17 protein-coding genes are annotated in these 16,395 nt (G+C 54.7%); 10 read left to right on the top strand and 7 right to left on the bottom strand.

Annotation, left to right across the window (positions count from 1 at the left end; all coding sequences use genetic code 11):
- The first annotated feature begins 234 nt into the window (after positions 1-234).
- Positions 235-1,341: a DUF8462 domain-containing protein gene (locus OCT58_RS05080; protein ID WP_267201801.1), complete on the top strand. Its 1,107-nt coding sequence runs from the start codon at positions 235-237 to the stop codon at positions 1,339-1,341.
- Between the two features lie 49 nt (positions 1,342-1,390).
- On the opposite strand, the gene OCT58_RS05075 is transcribed toward OCT58_RS05080, so the two are convergent.
- From OCT58_RS05075 to OCT58_RS05065, 3 genes are all read right to left on the bottom strand, one after another.
- The gene (locus OCT58_RS05075; RefSeq protein ID WP_267201800.1) at positions 1,391-3,916 is read right to left on the bottom strand and encodes a M1 family metallopeptidase; all 2,526 of its coding nucleotides are present in this window, start codon (positions 3,914-3,916) and stop codon (positions 1,391-1,393) included.
- Between the two features lie 117 nt (positions 3,917-4,033).
- Positions 4,034-4,504, bottom strand: a complete 471-nt coding sequence (locus OCT58_RS05070) for a low molecular weight protein-tyrosine-phosphatase (protein WP_267201799.1) — start codon at positions 4,502-4,504, stop codon at positions 4,034-4,036.
- A gap of 61 nt (positions 4,505-4,565) precedes the next feature.
- Positions 4,566-4,847: a winged helix-turn-helix transcriptional regulator gene (locus OCT58_RS05065; RefSeq protein WP_267201798.1), complete on the bottom strand. Its 282-nt coding sequence runs from the start codon at positions 4,845-4,847 to the stop codon at positions 4,566-4,568.
- Between the two features lie 113 nt (positions 4,848-4,960).
- Between OCT58_RS05065 and OCT58_RS05060 the strand changes: the two genes are divergently transcribed.
- Positions 4,961-5,251, top strand: a complete 291-nt coding sequence (locus tag OCT58_RS05060; RefSeq protein WP_267201797.1) for a hypothetical protein — start codon at positions 4,961-4,963, stop codon at positions 5,249-5,251.
- A 57-nt stretch (positions 5,252-5,308) separates the two neighbouring features.
- Here OCT58_RS05060 and OCT58_RS05055 read toward each other — a convergent pair whose 3' ends face one another.
- Complete coding sequence (locus tag OCT58_RS05055; RefSeq protein ID WP_267201796.1) at positions 5,309-6,430, bottom strand: NAD(P)-dependent alcohol dehydrogenase; 1,122 nt, start codon at positions 6,428-6,430, stop codon at positions 5,309-5,311.
- Positions 6,431-6,598: 168 nt separating this feature from the next.
- On the opposite strand from OCT58_RS05055, the gene OCT58_RS05050 reads away from it, so the two are divergent.
- A complete protein-coding gene (locus OCT58_RS05050; RefSeq protein WP_267201795.1) occupies positions 6,599-7,003 on the top strand; it encodes a winged helix-turn-helix transcriptional regulator in 405 nt (134 codons plus the stop codon).
- A 59-nt stretch (positions 7,004-7,062) separates the two neighbouring features.
- Here OCT58_RS05050 and OCT58_RS05045 read toward each other — a convergent pair whose 3' ends face one another.
- The gene (locus OCT58_RS05045; protein WP_267201794.1) at positions 7,063-7,800 is read right to left on the bottom strand and encodes a sulfite exporter TauE/SafE family protein; all 738 of its coding nucleotides are present in this window, start codon (positions 7,798-7,800) and stop codon (positions 7,063-7,065) included.
- 151 nt (positions 7,801-7,951) lie between these two features.
- Between OCT58_RS05045 and OCT58_RS05040 the strand changes: the two genes are divergently transcribed.
- On the top strand, positions 7,952-9,046 hold the full coding sequence (locus OCT58_RS05040) for a low temperature requirement protein A (RefSeq protein WP_267201793.1): 1,095 nt from the start codon (positions 7,952-7,954) through the stop codon (positions 9,044-9,046).
- 44 nt (positions 9,047-9,090) lie between these two features.
- Here the strand turns inward: OCT58_RS05040 and OCT58_RS05035 are convergent, their stop codons facing one another.
- Complete coding sequence (locus OCT58_RS05035) at positions 9,091-9,732, bottom strand: SDR family oxidoreductase (protein ID WP_267201792.1); 642 nt, start codon at positions 9,730-9,732, stop codon at positions 9,091-9,093.
- A gap of 97 nt (positions 9,733-9,829) precedes the next feature.
- Positions 9,830-10,540 (bottom strand): winged helix-turn-helix transcriptional regulator, encoded by a 711-nt coding sequence (locus OCT58_RS05030; RefSeq protein ID WP_267201791.1) that lies wholly within the window; start codon positions 10,538-10,540, stop codon positions 9,830-9,832.
- Between the two features lie 119 nt (positions 10,541-10,659).
- Between OCT58_RS05030 and OCT58_RS05025 the strand changes: the two genes are divergently transcribed.
- From OCT58_RS05025 to OCT58_RS05000, 6 genes are all read left to right on the top strand, one after another.
- Positions 10,660-11,532, top strand: coding sequence for a phosphate ABC transporter substrate-binding protein PstS family protein (locus OCT58_RS05025; protein ID WP_267201790.1), 873 nt, complete (start codon positions 10,660-10,662; stop codon positions 11,530-11,532).
- Between the two features lie 3 nt (positions 11,533-11,535).
- A complete protein-coding gene (gene pstC / locus OCT58_RS05020; protein WP_267201789.1) occupies positions 11,536-12,486 on the top strand; it encodes a phosphate ABC transporter permease subunit PstC in 951 nt (316 codons plus the stop codon).
- 1 nt (position 12,487) lies between these two features.
- On the top strand, positions 12,488-13,369 hold the full coding sequence (gene pstA / locus OCT58_RS05015) for a phosphate ABC transporter permease PstA (RefSeq protein ID WP_267201788.1): 882 nt from the start codon (positions 12,488-12,490) through the stop codon (positions 13,367-13,369).
- Between the two features lie 9 nt (positions 13,370-13,378).
- The gene (pstB, locus tag OCT58_RS05010; RefSeq protein ID WP_267201787.1) at positions 13,379-14,131 is read left to right on the top strand and encodes a phosphate ABC transporter ATP-binding protein PstB; all 753 of its coding nucleotides are present in this window, start codon (positions 13,379-13,381) and stop codon (positions 14,129-14,131) included.
- Between the two features lie 10 nt (positions 14,132-14,141).
- On the top strand, positions 14,142-14,846 hold the full coding sequence (gene phoU, locus OCT58_RS05005) for a phosphate signaling complex protein PhoU (RefSeq protein ID WP_267201786.1): 705 nt from the start codon (positions 14,142-14,144) through the stop codon (positions 14,844-14,846).
- Positions 14,847-15,069: 223 nt separating this feature from the next.
- Positions 15,070-16,389: a C1 family peptidase gene (locus tag OCT58_RS05000; protein ID WP_267201785.1), complete on the top strand. Its 1,320-nt coding sequence runs from the start codon at positions 15,070-15,072 to the stop codon at positions 16,387-16,389.
- The last annotated feature ends 6 nt before the right edge of the window (positions 16,390-16,395 follow it).

The raw sequence follows: 16,395 nt of genomic DNA, 5'->3' as shown, positions 1-16,395 counted from the left end.
TGATAAAATAGTGGTGCTCATCAAGGTCCTTCTTTCTAATGGATTGTACGGTAACACCATTAAAGACCTTGATGGGTTTTTCTGTCCACTTAAATGTTCAACTTAAATTTTACAATCTGCCAAATTTAAATGTTTTATTACTTTAGTGGTGAGCCGACGCTTTGCTAAAAGTTATAAAGAGTTATAAAATCAGGGTAAAAGTTATAAAGAGTTATAAAATGAAGGAGGCGGCCAATGTCGAATAATCCATTTAATCCCAGTTTTGGAACCGTGCCGAGTGTGTTTCTTGATCGGGACTCGCTTTCGACACGGGTAGTGGCCGAGTTAAACAGCGAAAATTCCCCCTTTCAGACCTCACTGATTTATGGTCAACGGGGTGCGGGGAAAACTACCCTGATGACGGATGTTGCCAATGAATTGAGCAAAGATGAGCACTGGCAGGTGGTAAATTTAGTTTTGGATGACGACCTGCTTGATTCACTCCTGGCCCAGCTTCAAGAACGGTTGCTTAAATTGAAGATTTTTAAGGACGTGGACCTAAAAATTCAGTTCAAAGGAATCCAAGTTGATACGCGGCTGGGTTCGACGAATACGGAAGCTAATTTCCAAGTGCTGTTTCACCAGTTTTTGGAGCGTTTTACGCAAAAGGGGATCAGGGTCCTGATTACGATTGATGAGATCAAGGCGACACCACTGTTACGCAAGCTTGTCAGCTGTTATCAAATTATGCTGCGCGACGAGTTGAACGTTGCGCTGTTGATGGCGGGGCTTCCAGAAAATGTGTCGGAAATTCAAAATGACGACGTTTTGACCTTCCTATTACGTGCCAATCGAATCGTCCTCAATCCCTTGGACGCCGGCAGCATCAAGGATAGTTATGCTCACATTTTTCATGAAGCAGGGTTTCAGATTAACCTGCCGACGCTTCTCTATATGACGAAGCAGACGAAGGGGTTTGCGTACGCCTTTCAGTTGTTGGGCTATTGGGTTTGGCAGGCGGCTGAAAAACAAGGCACTAAAGAAATCACCGGGGAAACGATTGACCACGTTCACGAGCGCTACCTCAGTGATCTCTTCCGCAACGTGTACCATAAGGTTTATCACGAAATGACGATTAAAGAGCAGGATTTTGTCAAGGCAATGGTGAAGATTGGCGTGCCAAAGGTCAAAGCCCAGCAGATCGGTCAAGCAATGGGCAAACAGCCGAATTACGTCGCGGTATACCGGCGGAAACTAATTGATGATCAGGTCATTATTCCGGCCGGTTATGGCTATGTGCAATTTATGCTGCCATATTTTGACCAGTTTGTGCAGGAACAAATGATGCTGGAAGAATTCTAAAAGGGACTGAGTACAAGCTGTCGATGGTTTGTGTTCAGTCCCTTAATTATTAATTATCCGCAACGGCCTTGTTGACTGCTGCCTGTTCCTTTTCAATTAGTGCGACCTTGCTTTCGATGACCTTGATGTCCATCTTGATCTCCCGGGTCAGCCCAGGGGTGTTAATCTTTGGTTCAAAGAAGGCCTTGAACTCGGCGAGCCGCTCCGGCGTATGGAAGACGCCGGCCGTCACGGTGATGAAGGTGGCAAACTCCATGTCACCGCCGACCGTGTCGTTCAGCCACTGCCAGTCGGCCCGCAGCCAATCCCAGGCCGCCTGCTGACCGGCGTCGTTGGCGAGGACGCCCCGGTACCAAGCACGCAGGTCCTGTGGCTTGATGACGCTGGCATCCTCGTAGAGCCCGACGATCTGCTTGATCAGAGCTGGGTCGGTGGTCTGCGGCAAAGCACCTCGGATGTCGGCCTTGTATGAGGCGTCGGCGGTGTCCTGGTAGGCCTTGATCAATTGGTCGAAAAGCTCACCGCTGCCGTAGTTTTGGACCTCGTTCTTGATGACCAGCCCCCGGACGTCAGCGGACAGGCTTGCCAGGTCGTCCTGGTGATTCAGGAAAATCTGGTGAGCATCTGTCATGGCTGCCTTATTCCGGGCGTAGAGGGCCGCGTTCAGGACGTAGGGCCGGGTCAGCTGGTCGTCGTTTGAATCTGTATCCTTCGGCAGCCAGCCGAGCCGATTTACCTGGGCCTGGCTGAGCTGATCAAAGAAGGCCCGCAGCTGGCTCTCTTCGGTAGAGCCCGGCTTGACGAACATCTTCAGGCTGTTGGCGATCCGGTAAAGCTCGGCGTTGACGATGGCGGAATGACTGCCAGCAAAACGCTTCAGCAGCGGAATCAGGTCAGCATAGGAGATCTGCTGTCCCTCGGCGAGCAGGCGCAGGTCCTGGAGCAGCTGCCGCTGGCTGATTGGATCCAGCTCATCGGCAGATTTCAGGATGTCGGCCAGCAGGGTGTCGTCGTACTTGACGATGAAGTGGGAATTGTTGCCGACGTTGAGGCGGAACGGCTTGCCATTTGTTTCCCGCAGCTGCTGGTAGTTGCCCAGCTTGATTTCAGAAGCGGCCATGATCTGCGGAGCCGCGTCGTAGTTGCTGTTCAACGGAATCTGCCAGGTCCGACCGCGGTCGACCCCGTCACCAATGAAGAATTGCTTTTGCGACAGGACCAGCTGGCCGTCCGAATCAACCTTGGCTGTAACAACCGGGTAGCCCGGTTGCTCCAGCCAGGAATTCATGATCTTGCCGATGTCGAGGCCAGATGCATCGCCGAGGGCTTGCCAGAGGTCGCCACCCTTGGCATTGTGATACTTGTGGGCGGCAAAGTAGTTCTTGAGACCCTTCCGCAGTGCGTCGTCGCCGAGCAGGGCCCGGACCATGACCAGCATTCGGGAACCCTTGGCGTAGACGATGGCACCGTCGAAGATCGAGTCGATTTCGGCCGGGTCGTTGACGTCAACGTGGACTGGTTGAACCCCGTCCGTGGCGTCCCGCTGCAGGGCCATTGGTGCTTCTGAGGTTTGGAAGAGTTCCCAGATCTTCCATTCGGGATGGATGGCATCGACGGAAACGTATTCCATCATGTTAGCGAAGCTTTCGTTGAGCCAGAGGTCGTCCCACCAGTTCATCGTGACTAGGTCACCGAACCACTGGTGCGCCAGCTCGTGGGTGATGACCGTGGCGACCAGCTGCTTCATGTCCAGCGAGGTGTTGTCGGGATCGAGCAGGAGGTAGGCCTCCCGGTAGGTGACCAGCCCCCAGTTTTCCATTGCCCCGGCGGAGAAGTCCGGCAGTGCCAGCTGCCAGGAGTGCGGCAGCGGGTACGGCGTCTGGTAGAAGTCCTCGTAGAATTCGATCGCCCGCTTGGCAATTTCCAGGGCAAAGTCGAGGTTCTTAGCGGGGTGGGCCTTAGTAGCGAAGACGCCGACCTTGACCCCGGACTTAGTTTCTGTCAGCTTGGACTGCATTTCCCCGAAGGCAAAGGCCACCAGGTAGGTCGACATCCGGACAGTTTCCTGGAAGTAGTGGACCCCGTCTGCCACGTGATCCTCGGGCATGTTGGCGATGATCGTTTCGCCGGGATGCTCGTCGTACTTAATCGCCAGACTAAAGGTTGCCTTGGCCGCCGGTTCGTCGACGCTCGGGAAGGCCTGCCGGGCCGCGGTCGTTTCGAACTGGGTCCCGATCAATTCCTTCTTTTCGCCGTTGACCTCGTAGTAGGAGGGGTAAATCCCCATCATCGTGTCGGTCAGCGGGGCGGAATAGTCGATCGTCAGGGTGACGTCGCCGGCTGCGGGCAGGGTGATGTTGATCGTTTCTGCCTGGTCGTCGGTGGTGTAGGGAACGTCCTGGCCGTTAGCTTGGACGCTGGCTACGGAAAGATACTTTTGGTTGACCGCGATCGCCGCCTGACTGGCGTGACCACGAATCGTTGTCTTTCCACTGATTGTCTTCTGGGCCCGGTCAATATCGAGGTACAGGTCGTAATGCGCGGGTTGGAAGACATCTAATAATCGTTTTGCCATTAAAATTCACTTCTCTTTTATTAGGATAGGTTCATTATACCGCGTTGCATGCAGAAAGGCGGGTTGGTGGTTTGAAGCAGTAAAAAAGCCCACCCGAAAGTTGGGGCAGGCGCTAATTTAACGATTCTTTAATTCGCCTTCGAGCTTGGTCAGCCAGTTTGGCAGGGCCTCGCTCAGGCTGTCGTAGGTATCCTGGAAGCGGTGGGTGATCCAGGGGTCAACAATCCAGCGGTTGCTCTTGTGGGGCGTTGCTTCGTAGATCCCGTGGACCTTGTGCGCGGTTCCCGCCGGTGCCATGTCCTTGGCATCGACCATGTTCATCTGGTCCATGACGATGATGTAGTCCGCCTCTTCAAAGTCACGATCGGTCAGCTGGCGGGCAATCATGTCGTCATCGGGGATGCCGTACTTGTCCAGGATCTTCTTAGTACGATGGTCCGCCGGGGAGCCGGCCGCGATGTCACTGGTTCCCGCGGAGTCGACCGTGATCTGGTCCTGCAGGTTGGCTTCCCGGACCATCTTCTTAAACATTGCTTCGGCCATCGGTGAACGGCAGATGTTGCCGAGACAAACAAAAATAACCTTCATTAAGACGTGCGCACCTCTCTAATCTGATTGTGATTGGATCCTGATTATAGCAGGATTAGCGTTAGTTGTGTTGTTCAAATGCTCCAAAGTGGACCTGGTGAAAGTGCTGGCCGCTGTAGATGTCCGCGTTGCTGTGCTGAACTGCCCAGTCCGAAATGGTGTCGAGGACGGGGAGCAGGGCCGCGTCCGAGATGTCCTCCATGGCGGTCTTCAATTCGCCGTAGCGCAGGGCCTTGCTGTGGCCGAGGATGCAGAGTAGGCGGGGTTTCCACTTGCCACCGAAGATGTCGAGGGCAAAATCGACGGTGCAGTAGTATTTCTTGGGTGTCTTTCGTTGGTACATGGCAGCCTCCTCAACAATTTTTTAGTAGCTCAATCGCTTTTGAAAACGTATCTTTGTCGATTATAGATGGCTATCATGAAAATTGAAAATGATTGAAACAGGAGGAATGCATGATGACAGTTAAAGCATACTTGCAGATTACGATGGTGGTTCCAGAAGAAAAGCGGGCCGCAGCGGCGAAGGTTTACAACGATTACCGGCAGCCGTTTTTGAACACGATTTCGGGGGCACTGACCAAGCAGCTACTGGTTCGGGACGAAGACGTTCAGGTCCTGCACGGTTTTGACAGCGTCGAGCACGCCCAGGCCTACCTGAAGAGTGAGATGTTCACCCAACACGTCTTCCCTGGCCTGAAGCCGACTTGGACGACGGATCCCGACGTCCGCATCTACGCGGTGGCCTAAACTAAACGAAAAGCCCTTGCTTACTGTATTTCGGCAGGCAGGGGCATTTTCATTTAATTAGTCACCAGGTTGGTAATCCTTGTCGATGATCAGAACGGGCTTGATTGTCTTTCCGGACAGTGAGTCGGCATTGGCTTCGTTAATCTGGTCGAAGTCATAGAACTTTTCGGTCTTATCAAAATCAAATTGACCGAGCTTGTAGAAGTCGATTAACCGTGGGATGTCGATTTGTGGAACGGCATCACCCATCAGGACACCAACAAAGCCTTTATCGTTGGCACTGAGGTCTTTCCATTCGCTGACTTCGACATCATTTGGCGTAACGGCAATCCCGGCGCAAGTTCCACCTTGCTGGAGGGCATCCAGGGCATTGCGAGTAACCCCGACGATGCCAGTGGTTTCAACCGTGTAGTTAACACCGTAGCCACCCGTCAGCTCTTTGATCTTGGCAACCGGATCTTCTTCCTTGCTGTTGATGACGTCGGTGGCACCCAGTTCCTTGGCGAGTTCGAGCCGGGATGGGACGATGTCAACGGCGATTACCTTTGTGCAGCCCATGATCCGAGCGGCCATCATGGCAGCCAAACCTACGGCACCGGTCCCGAAGACGGCAAAGCTATCACCAGGCTGTGGTTTCAAGTTGTTGAAGACGGTCCCGGAACCAGTGACGTATCCACAACCCAGCGGGCCTAACTTACGAAGGTCGAGATCTTTGTCCACCTTGATTGCGTTCCGCTGGTCAACGACGGTTGTGGTCGTGAAGCTGGATTGATTAAACATGTCAGCGATAACCTTTTCGTCTTTGACAAATAGTGGTTCACCGTCTGGCCGTACCCCGGAGAAGTTCCCTTTAGAGAAATTCCGACATTGAGTTGGTTTACCAGTTAAACACTTGTCACATTCGTGGTCCGCCCAGTAGGACAAGATTACGTGGTCACCAACCTGGAAGTTGGTAACGTTAGAGCCGACCTTTTCAACAATTCCTGAGCCTTCATGACCGAGAATGATCAGGTAGCTCAATGGCTGCCGTCCCATTCGGATGCTGTCGTCAGAGTGGCAAATCCCACTAGCAACCATGTGGACTTGGAGATCATTTGGCCCAACTTCATGGAGCTCAATATCATCCTCCATGGTGAATGGGTCCCCAATTTTCTTAACAACCGCAGCTTTGATCTTCATAAGAATCAACCTCCGTATGAAACCTTTTGAGATTATGGAAAAACACGCTAAAATAGTAGGTGTTATTTCCTCAACAATTTCATTGTAAGGGGATTCACAAAATGCGAAAAGAAGGCACTTTTAAGTTACGGCGTTACCATTAAGTAACTAGTGGGGGAAGTGATTGGAGTGAAGGACCGCTACTTATTAGGAATTGACTATCTGATTGACGTGATGAAGGGCAAGTACAAAACCTCGATCATCTGTCAGCTGGGAAAGAAGTCGCAGCACTTTGGCGAACTGCTCCGCAACGTCAACGTTGAGAATCACCACCAGGTAACGCGCAAGGTGCTCTCTCAACAGTTAAAGAGCCTGATGGCCAGCGGGATTGTGCACCGGGAGAGCCTCGATACCATGCCGCCGCAAAGCCTCTACTCCCTGACCCCCAATGGCCAGCGAACGCGGGAACTGATGGTGAAGCTTTCCCTGGTTGGCGAGGAACTGGTGAAGGAGAATGATCCGCAGATCAAAATTGAATATTCCTATGGTTGCATTCATGATGATCAGCTGCACACCGGCGAGAATCACGAATAACTCAAAAAGCCTGGGTCGGATGCACAGCGTTGCGCATTCAACCCAGGCTTTTAATTAAACTAGTGGGCCGCCTGCCAGGCCAGGACCATGGCCAGCAAAATGGCAATTACGCCGACCGTCTTCTTGATCATGGTCGAGGGAATATAGCGGACGATGATGGGGCCGAGATAGCCGCCAACAAGCAGGCCGAAGAGCAGGAAGCCGATGATGCTCCACTGAATCCTGATGGTGCAGATGAAGATGACGGCGGAGCAGATGTTATTGACCAGGGAGGCAAAATTCCGGACGGCATTGTAGGTCGTGTATTCGCCGCCGATCGCCTTGGACAAAACCGCGATCATCAAGAGGCCAGACGCCGCGCCGAAGTAGCCATTGTAGAGACCAATGAGGATCACGCCGGCCCAATCCAGGAACCAGGCAAAGCGGAGTGATTGCTGTCGTCCTTGTTTTGAAGCGGGCCAAAGCAGAAGAACGCCGGCCAGCAGAATAAAGACGGGAACGATCTTTTGAAAACCCGCGTTGGAGCTGCGGGTGAGAATCAGGGCCCCGCAGACGCTGCCGCAGGTGCTGAGAATTGCCACCAGAACGGCGCTGCCCCAGTGATGCTTCAGCTCCTTCAGCGAGGAAATGGTGGTCCCAGCCCCGACCGTTGCGATGGTGATGGTGGCATTGGCGGAGACGGGCAGCACACCGACCGACAGCAGGACCGGGTACAAAGTCAGCGAGGCCATTCCGATGATCCCGGTCAAGATTCCGGCAATTAAAGACATCACTAATAAATAAGCCGTTGAGAGCATAGTAATCCTTTCTCAACGGCACAATTCTGTTTCGGGTACGCCTGCACTTACCGATTATTTACCAATTCATTCTAATACGGCCGTGGGATGTTTGCAAACTCAGGGCCCAACCATGCTATCATTAGGGAAAAACAACGAGGGGGAGTTGAGAATGAAAAAGATTGAAGCCAAGCCGGTCTCAATGCTGGAGCTCTTCTACGACCTGATCTTTGTCTACGCGATTTCGCGGATTACGGCGATGATCCATCATCCCGTGGGCGGGGGCCTAGCGCTAGGGACCTACGGCGAGTTCATCATCGCCATCATCCTGGTCATGCAGCTCTGGCTCTACCAGACGCTGTACATCAACCGCTTCGGTTGCAGCCGGCTGGTCGATACCGTGGGGCTGATGATCAGCATGTACGCGGCAATTTATCTGGCCAACAACATCAATACCACCTGGGTGACCACCTTTCAGTCCTTCAATTCGGCAATGCTGCTGACGGTCGGCAACCTACTGTGGCAATATCTTTGCGGAACCGGCAAACAGCCGTGGCGTGGGCGGGACGAACGGGCCTTCATTGTCACTTTGCTCGTGGAATTTATCGCCATCCTGGCTGGCCTGCTGCTGGGCTACCGGTACGGGATCTACCTCTGCGTCCTCGGAGGAATGGTCGGCTTCCTGATGCCGCTGGCCTTCTTCCGGCTCTTTGAATCCGCCAAGGTCAACTTTCCCCACCTGGTGGAACGGTTGAGCCTGATCATCATCATTAGCTTCGGCGAGGCACTGGTGAACGTTACCCAGTACTTTCACGGCGCGCTCTGGGCACCGCTGCCGCTTTTGATCTTCGTCTTTTTGGCGGCCCTTTTCGGCTGCTACATTATCCAGATCGAGCAGCTGCAGGATTACTACCAGTACACGCGGGGCTTTGTCGCGATGTACTCGCACGTGGTGATGATCATGAGCCTGTTGACCATCACGGTTGGTCTGGTCTACCTGGCTCACGATTCCGTTTCCCGCCTTTTCCTGGTCGGCATGTTGACCGGCAGTCTGCTGGTCTTCTACCTCTGCCTGATGTGCAACGCCATCTACAATCAGGCTGAGCACCGGATCGAAGGAAGCCATATCGGCTGGGTCCTCGCCCTTTGGCTGGTCGGCAGTCTGCTGGCCTTCGTTTGGCAAAACAGCAACGTTGGATTGATGGCTGGCCTAACGATCACCAATGTCGGCGAACTATTAATGATGTGGCGGTTTGCGAGCAAGTAAAAATGATCGGCAACACACGATTGCGTTGCCGATCATTTTTGGTTTTAAAGCTTGTCCAGGGCCGTCTCAATCGGTGTGTCACCGCTGCGCATCATGATGACCTTGCCGATGGTGTTGTCCCGGTTGAGAACCGCCGCCAGCACCTTGGCGACGTCAGGAATTGGGTTGGTGGTTTCATCGCCCACGCCCAGGTCGACCTTGCCGGTAGCGGCTTCCTCGGTCAGCACGGCCGGCTGAATAATGGTGTAGTCCAGGCCACTGTTACTGATGAGGTAGTTGTCCGCGAAGAACTTGGCGATGTTGTAATCGGTGATGGCTGCCAGAGCCGGGTATTCCGCCCACTTTTCCGGCTGCAGGGCGTACATCGAGCTCAGCATGACGTAGCGCTTGATGCCAACCTGCTTGGCCGCCTGCATCGTCTTCACCGCGCCCATGGCGTCAGTCTGGAGCAGATCCTTGCCCCGCGAGCCAGCGACAAAATAAACCGCCGTGGCTCCCTTCATCAGGGATGCCAGGTCATCAACGCTTCCGTGCAGGTCCATCTTGACCGGCGCCACCCCGTCCAGCTTGATGATCTTCTCGGGGTGCCGGGCACCGGCAATCACCTGGTTACCAGCCGCCACCAGGTTCTTGATCAGTTCAGTTGCCACCCGACCGGATCCGCCGGCGATAAATACTTTCGTCATGATAAGTCTCCTTTCTTGATTGTGCTGATTTAGCTTCATTCTTATTTTAACTTATTTTTTGTTAGTGCGAAAGTAAAAGCACTTGGCGAGTGCGGGCCTAGACGAATTTATAGCCAAAGCCACGGATCGTTAGCAGGTGGGCTGGCTGGTGAGGGTCATCTTCCAGCTTGTCGCGGAGGTGGCTGATGTGAATGTCGACGATCCGGGAGGTGGTCAGGAGGTCGTAGCCCCAGACCCCGGTCACCAGCTGCTCGCGGCTGAGAACCTGCTGTCGGTGGTGGGCGAGGTAGGAAAGCAGTTGAAATTCCTTGGGCGTCAGGTCAACCGGCTGGGCGCGCTTAGTCACCGTGTAAGCGGCCAAGTCGATTGTCAGATCGCCAATTGTGAGAATTTCGGAAGGAACCGGCTTTGCGAGCGGGGTGCTGCCATGGAGGTCGGTATGCTGGTATGTCCAGAGACGCTGCTCAATTTTGGCCCGAAAGGCCGCGTCATCAATTGGCAGAAGCTCAACATCATCAACCCGGGCGGCGTAGAGCTTGCGCTGCAGGCGGTCAGTCATTTTGGCCGTCAAAACGGTAATGGGGCCGGCAATTTGGCTGCGGATCAGGGTCATTGTGGCAATAGTGGTGTCCAGCGTAGCGGCGGCCAGATCCCACCAGATTCCGCTGGTCGGGTGCTTTTCTAAAGCAACCACCAGTCCGGTCGGGGTCGTTACCCGGCGGAGGTGCCAGTGGGCCTTGGTGCAAAGGCCAGTCAGCTGCTGTGTCAGATCGGCTGACTGGCTCAGCAGGAGGAATTCTTTGGTCATTTTTAACTTTCTCCAAATATTTACACAACATTTACATTGCGCAGATTAAACTTTTACAACGGCTTGCTATGCTTTTATTTGTATCATAGGAAAACCGTGAAGACAACTAGGAGGAGATCATGCGCAAAGTATTATTGGGAATTTTGCTGGCCGGGGTGCTGGCCGGCCTCGGCTGTGGCTGGGCCGCCGCCAAGAAACAGCCGGCCCAATCCAAGGTGACGGTGGTCGGTTCGACCGCCCTCCAACCCCTGGTTGAGGCGGCCGCTGAGAAATACCAACGGGATCACGCCAGGACCAGCATCATCGTTCAGGGGGGCGGTTCGGGAACTGGTTTGAGCCAGGTCCAAGACGGAGCGGTGAATGTCGGCTCTTCCGACATCTTCGCCGATCAACAGGATGGGATCGAGCATACTAAGTTACAAGACCACATCGTTGCGGTGGCCGGGATCGCCCCGATCGTGAATCCCCGCCTCGGTATCGACAACCTGACCCTGGACCAGCTGCACCAAATCTTCACCGGTAAGGTCACGAATTGGCGCCAGCTCGGCGGTCCCAACCTGCCGATCACGGTTATCAACCGGGCAAGTGGCAGCGGGACGCGGGTTGCCTTTGAGCAGACGGTGCTCCGGCCCGGTGAGCACGCGGTAAATGCCCAGGAGCAGGACTCCAACGGAACCGTGAAGGAGATCGTGGCCAACACGCGGGGCGCGATCAGCTACATCTCATTTGCCTATGTCAATTCACGGGTTCAGCCGGTCAAATTGGCGGGCGTGGCCCCGACGGCTAAAAACGTAATGACTAACCGGTGGCCACTCTGGTCCTACGAGCACCTGTATACGAAAAGACGGCCAGATGCGGCAACCAAAAGATTTATTCGCTTTATGCAAACACGCCGGGTCCAGGACTCCCTCATCAAGGATGCCAACTACATCAGCATCCACGACATGAAGGTCGCGCGGACGCCGGATGGCCAAATTAGTGAAAGGAGATAACCGATGGACGAGTTAAACCAATCCTTCAAGCCCAAACCGACCGTCGCTTTTCGCCGGAAGAAAACAACCGACCGCTTGCTGGCCCCGTCGGTCGAAACCAGGCAGGAATGGGGCGGCAAGCTGGTGAGTTGCTTGGCGATCCTCCTGATTGGCGGGCTAGTAGTTACCCTGTTTGCCTTTTTGATTAATAAGGGACTGGCCCTGTTTACCACTGACAAATTTTCACTCGGTGCATTTTTGACTAGCACCGATTGGCGGCCCAGCCATCACCACTACGGCGCCCTGCCGATGATTGCCACCTCCTTTGCGGTAACGGTCCTCGCCGGTGTCTTGGCCCTTCCCCTGGCGCTGGTCAGCGCGATCGCGATCACCGAGCTGTTGCCAAACTGGGTTTATCGGGTCTTGCAGCCAGTAATTGAATTGCTGGTGGGAATCCCCTCGGTAGTTTACGGCTACGTCGGGTTGACGGTAATCGTGCCCCAGCTCGGCCGAATGTTTGGCGGGACCGGCTTCGGGATTCTGGCAGCGACCTGTGTCCTCTTCTTGATGATTCTGCCGACGATGACCTCGATGACCATTGATAACCTGCGGCAGGTTCCCCAGCAGTACCGCCTAGCGTCCGCGGGTCTGGGCGCCACGCGCTGGCAGACGATCAGCCGGGTGGTGGTCCCAAGTGCAAAGAGCGGGATTTTGACCGCGATGGTATTCGGGATGGCACGGGCCTTTGGTGAGGCATTAGCGGTGCAAATGGTGATCGGCAATGCGGCGATCATGCCCACGTGTCTGCTGTCGTCTTCGGCCACCCTCACCAGTGTTTTGACGACCGGCATCGGGAACACCGTGATGGGGACAGCGTCAAACAACGCTCTGTGGTCATTGGCGTTGTTACTGTTGTTGATGTCACTGGCGTTTAATCTGCTGTTGCGGGTGATTAGCCGAAAGGGGGTCCGCTAAGATGCGACCAGAAAAAACTGATAAACTGGCGACGATGCTAATTCTTTTGCTGGCCGGGATCACCGGCCTGGCGGTACTGGCCTTTTTGGCCTACTTGCTCGTGACGGGCCTGCCGCACGTTTCCTGGCATTTCCTGCTGTCACCGGCAAAAGCCTTTCAAAGCGGGGGTGGAATCCGGGACCAGCTCTTCAATTCACTCTACCTGGTTGTTTTGACAATGCTCGTCTCGGTGCCGCTCGCCCTGTGTGCGGCCATTTACCTGAGCGAGTACGCGGTGCAGAATCGGTTGACGGCGGCCATCCGCCTGGCCGTGGAGGTCCTGGGGTCGCTGCCGTCTGTCGTCATTGGGCTCTTCGGCTACCTGGTTTTTGTTCTCCAATTTGGCTTGGACTTCTCCCTATTGGCCGGGGCGTTGGTGCTGACGATTCTGAATCTGCCAATCCTGACCCGGAGCTTTGAAGATGCGCTCCAGCAGGTCCCGACCTTGCAGCGGCAGGCCGGACTGGGATTAGGAATGTCAAAATGGCGGGTTACTACCAAGATCGTCCTGCCCGGGGCGTTGCCGGGAATCATCACGGGGATGATCCTCAGCGCGGGCCGGGTCTTTGGCGAAGCGGCGGCCCTGATCTACACCGCCGGGCAGAGCACGCCCGCCGTAGACTATGGCAACTGGAATCCGTTTAGCCCGACCAGCTTTCTCAACCCGCTGCGGCCGGCGGAAACGTTGGCGGTCCACATCTGGAAGGTCAACAGTGAGGGACTGGTGCCGGATGCCCGGGCGGTTTCAAACGGGGCGGCCGCGGTGCTGATTATTACGATTCTGCTGTTCAATCTGTTAGCCCGCCTGATCGGTTACCTGGTGAAGCGGCGATTTGCAAAGTGAGGATAAGAAATGGAAAAGACAGCCTTAGAAGTGAAAAATTTAGCCGTTGCTTACGGCACTAAAAAAGTGGTGGAGCAAGTTTCACTCAAATTTCCGGCCCATCAAATTACGGCCTTGATCGGCGCATCCGGGTCCGGAAAATCAACGGTCTTGCGGAGTTTGAACCGGATGAACGACGACCTGGCCACGGTAACGGGGGAAATTAACTTTCACGGGATTGACATTAACCAGCCCAAGGCCAACGTTTATCGGGTGCGCCAGCAGATCGGGATGGTCTTTCAGCAGCCGACGCCGTTTCCATTATCGATCTACGAAAACGTGATCTACGGGCTCCGGTTGGCTGGCGAAAAGGATCGGCAGGTGCTCGATGCACGCGTCGAGGAGAGTCTGCGCCAAGCCGCGCTTTGGAACGAGGTCAAAGACCAGCTGAACAGCAGTGCCCTGGCCCTCTCCGGCGGTCAGCAGCAAAGATTGTGCATTGCCCGGACGCTTGCCGTGCGACCTGAGATTATCCTGATGGACGAGCCGACCAGTGCCCTGGACCCGGTTTCGACTTCGCAAATTGAGGATACTTTAGTACAATTAAAGGAACAATTGACGATTATCATGGTGACCCACAACATGCAGCAGGCTTCCCGTTCCGCGGACTGGACGGCCTTCATGCACCAGGGGCACCTGGTTGAATTCAACAAGACTGCGGAGATTTTCATGAACCCGCAGGAGCAGCAAACGGCCGACTACCTGAGCGGCAAGTTTGGTTAGGGGGACGACAATGGGTGCAATCTTTGATGACGAACTAAAGCGGCTGCGCAGCCATTTCATGGAGATGGGGATCGACGCCAGCGAGCAGATTTACCAGGCGACGAAGGCCTTCACCGACAAGAACACGGCCCTGGCCCAGCAGGTCTTAAGTGCCGATAGTAAATTAAACGACGAGGAGATCCGTCTTGAAAAGCAGGCTTTGAAGCTGATGGCCCTCCAGCAGCCGGTGGCGACGGATTTCCGCAAGATTATTTCGATTCTTAAAGCTAGCTCGGACATCGAGCGACTGGGGGACTACGCGACCCACATCGCCCGGGCGGCAATCAACCTGAGCGCGACCGCCGATGATGACCAGATCGAGGACCAGATTGAGCGGATGATGATGATCGTCCGCCAGATGCTGGAGCGGGTGATGGACGCCTACGTCTACACCGACGAGCAGCAGGCCTACGAGGTTGCTAACGAGGATCTGAAGGTCGACCTCATTTACGTCCAGCAGCAGGATGCCATCATGCGAGCCCTCCAGCAGGGAACGGCGGTGCAGAGCTACGGCACCTACCTGGCAGTGATTCGTTACCTGGAGCGGGCGGGCGATCACATCGTCAACCTCGCCGAGTGGATCATTTACAGCGGCTCCGGCAAGCTGGTGGAACTAAATCCCGGCAAGGCCGATCCAACGATGGTCAAGCGGGAACTCGAGGAACAAGAAGATTAACAAGAGGCTGGGAATTAACCAGCCTCTTTGCCGTTATATAGCTGTAAATGCTACAGCGCGGTAGCTGGCTGGATCCTGAACGTTGATAAATCAACGCCCAGGACGCCTAGCCAGCCTCGCGGGGGTGGGAAGACGAACTCGCAAGCGAGTTCTGTCCCACCGCCTTTGTTTGCGTTATCATAGATGTAGATTAACTTTTGCAAAAAGAACAAGGAGGATTTTTATGTCTGAAAAACACCTAACACCTGAAATGGTGGCAAAGTATCAACAAGCCTTCCATGCCCGCCGCGATGCCGACGTAATTGCCCGGGCGGTTCAAAAGAACGGGATCAAGAACGCCAGCGAGGATCCGGCAGCCAGTGCCCGCCTGCACCGCGCCTTTTCCTACGAGATTAAGACCGGGAAGCCGTCCAACCAGCGGCACAGTGGCCGTTGCTGGTCATTTGCGACCCTGAACACGCTGCGGCACAAGTTTGCAACTAAGTACAAGGTCAAAGACTTTGAGTTGTCGCAAAACTACCTCTTCTTCTGGGACCGGATCGAGCGGGCCAACATGTTCTTCCAGAAGGTCATTGCCACGGCCAAGAAGCCGCTCCATGACCGGCTCGTCGACTTTTACCTGAGCTTTGCCGAAAATGACGGTGGTCAGTGGGCCAACGCCGCTTCGATCATCGAAAAGTACGGGGTCGTCCCGGAGTACGTGATGCCCGACACCCATAACACTAAGGACACGACCGACGTGGCTGAGGTAATGAACTACATGATGAAAAAGGACGCCTTGGAACTGCGGCGCCTGGTCAATGATGGGGCCAGCGCGGATGACCTGAGCGCGGCCAAGGAAAAGATGATGGCCGACGTCTACAAGGTCGCCGCCTACTCCTTTGGTGAACCGCCGGCGAAGTTTGACCTGGAATACCAGGACGATGACAAGAAGTTCCACCAGATTCTCAACTTGACGCCACTGAAGTTCTATCGGGAATACTTCGCCAACAACCTGAATGACTACGTGGTCGTCACTAACGCACCGGACCACGCCTACAACAAGGTTTACGCAATGCCAACCCAGGACAGCGTGGCCGGCGGGATCCCGATCAAGTTCGTCAACGTGCCGTTCAAGTACCTGCAGGAAGCGGCCATCAAGCAGCTCAAGGCCGGTGAGACCGTCTGGGTCGGCAATGATGTCCTCCAGCAGATGGACCGCAAGCGGGGCCTGATGGATGCCAAGCTCTTCCGGCGGGCCGAATTGCTCGACGTTGACTTCACGATGGACAAGAAAGACCGGCTCGAATCCCGGCAGGCAATGGTTTCTCACGCCATGACCCTGACCGGCTTTGACCTGGTCAACGGTGAACCGACCCGTTGGAAGATCGAAAACAGCTGGGGCAAGGATAACGGTGACAACGGCTACTTCGTCATGACCCAGGACTGGTTTGAAGAATACACCTACGAGGCCGTGATCAACCGCAAGTACCTGGACGAGACGCTTCAACAGCTGGCCGACAGCACGCCGGTCACCCTGACGGCTTGGGATTCACTGCAATAATTTTAA

This window comes from Limosilactobacillus kribbianus (assembly GCF_026413145.1).
Classification (GTDB): domain Bacteria; phylum Bacillota; class Bacilli; order Lactobacillales; family Lactobacillaceae; genus Limosilactobacillus; species Limosilactobacillus kribbianus.
The sequence above is the reverse complement of the archived record's forward strand: the minus strand, read 5'-3'. Positions and strand labels throughout refer to the sequence as shown.

Coding starts and splice junctions, on each gene's coding strand:
- OCT58_RS05000 (WP_267201785.1), top strand. CDS start 15,070: ATGTCTGAAAAACACCTAACACCTGAAATGGTGGCAAAGTATCAACAA.
- pstA (WP_267201788.1), top strand. CDS start 12,488: ATGCGACCAGAAAAAACTGATAAACTGGCGACGATGCTAATTCTTTTG.
- OCT58_RS05075 (WP_267201800.1), bottom strand. CDS start 3,916: ATGGCAAAACGATTATTAGATGTCTTCCAACCCGCGCATTACGACCTG.
- OCT58_RS05060 (WP_267201797.1), top strand. CDS start 4,961: ATGACAGTTAAAGCATACTTGCAGATTACGATGGTGGTTCCAGAAGAA.
- OCT58_RS05030 (WP_267201791.1), bottom strand. CDS start 10,540: ATGACCAAAGAATTCCTCCTGCTGAGCCAGTCAGCCGATCTGACACAG.
- OCT58_RS05055 (WP_267201796.1), bottom strand. CDS start 6,430: ATGAAGATCAAAGCTGCGGTTGTTAAGAAAATTGGGGACCCATTCACC.
- OCT58_RS05035 (WP_267201792.1), bottom strand. CDS start 9,732: ATGACGAAAGTATTTATCGCCGGCGGATCCGGTCGGGTGGCAACTGAA.
- OCT58_RS05025 (WP_267201790.1), top strand. CDS start 10,660: ATGCGCAAAGTATTATTGGGAATTTTGCTGGCCGGGGTGCTGGCCGGC.
- pstB (WP_267201787.1), top strand. CDS start 13,379: ATGGAAAAGACAGCCTTAGAAGTGAAAAATTTAGCCGTTGCTTACGGC.
- OCT58_RS05065 (WP_267201798.1), bottom strand. CDS start 4,847: ATGTACCAACGAAAGACACCCAAGAAATACTACTGCACCGTCGATTTT.
- pstC (WP_267201789.1), top strand. CDS start 11,536: ATGGACGAGTTAAACCAATCCTTCAAGCCCAAACCGACCGTCGCTTTT.
- OCT58_RS05070 (WP_267201799.1), bottom strand. CDS start 4,504: ATGAAGGTTATTTTTGTTTGTCTCGGCAACATCTGCCGTTCACCGATG.
- OCT58_RS05080 (WP_267201801.1), top strand. CDS start 235: ATGTCGAATAATCCATTTAATCCCAGTTTTGGAACCGTGCCGAGTGTG.
- OCT58_RS05045 (WP_267201794.1), bottom strand. CDS start 7,800: ATGCTCTCAACGGCTTATTTATTAGTGATGTCTTTAATTGCCGGAATC.
- OCT58_RS05040 (WP_267201793.1), top strand. CDS start 7,952: ATGAAAAAGATTGAAGCCAAGCCGGTCTCAATGCTGGAGCTCTTCTAC.
- phoU (WP_267201786.1), top strand. CDS start 14,142: ATGGGTGCAATCTTTGATGACGAACTAAAGCGGCTGCGCAGCCATTTC.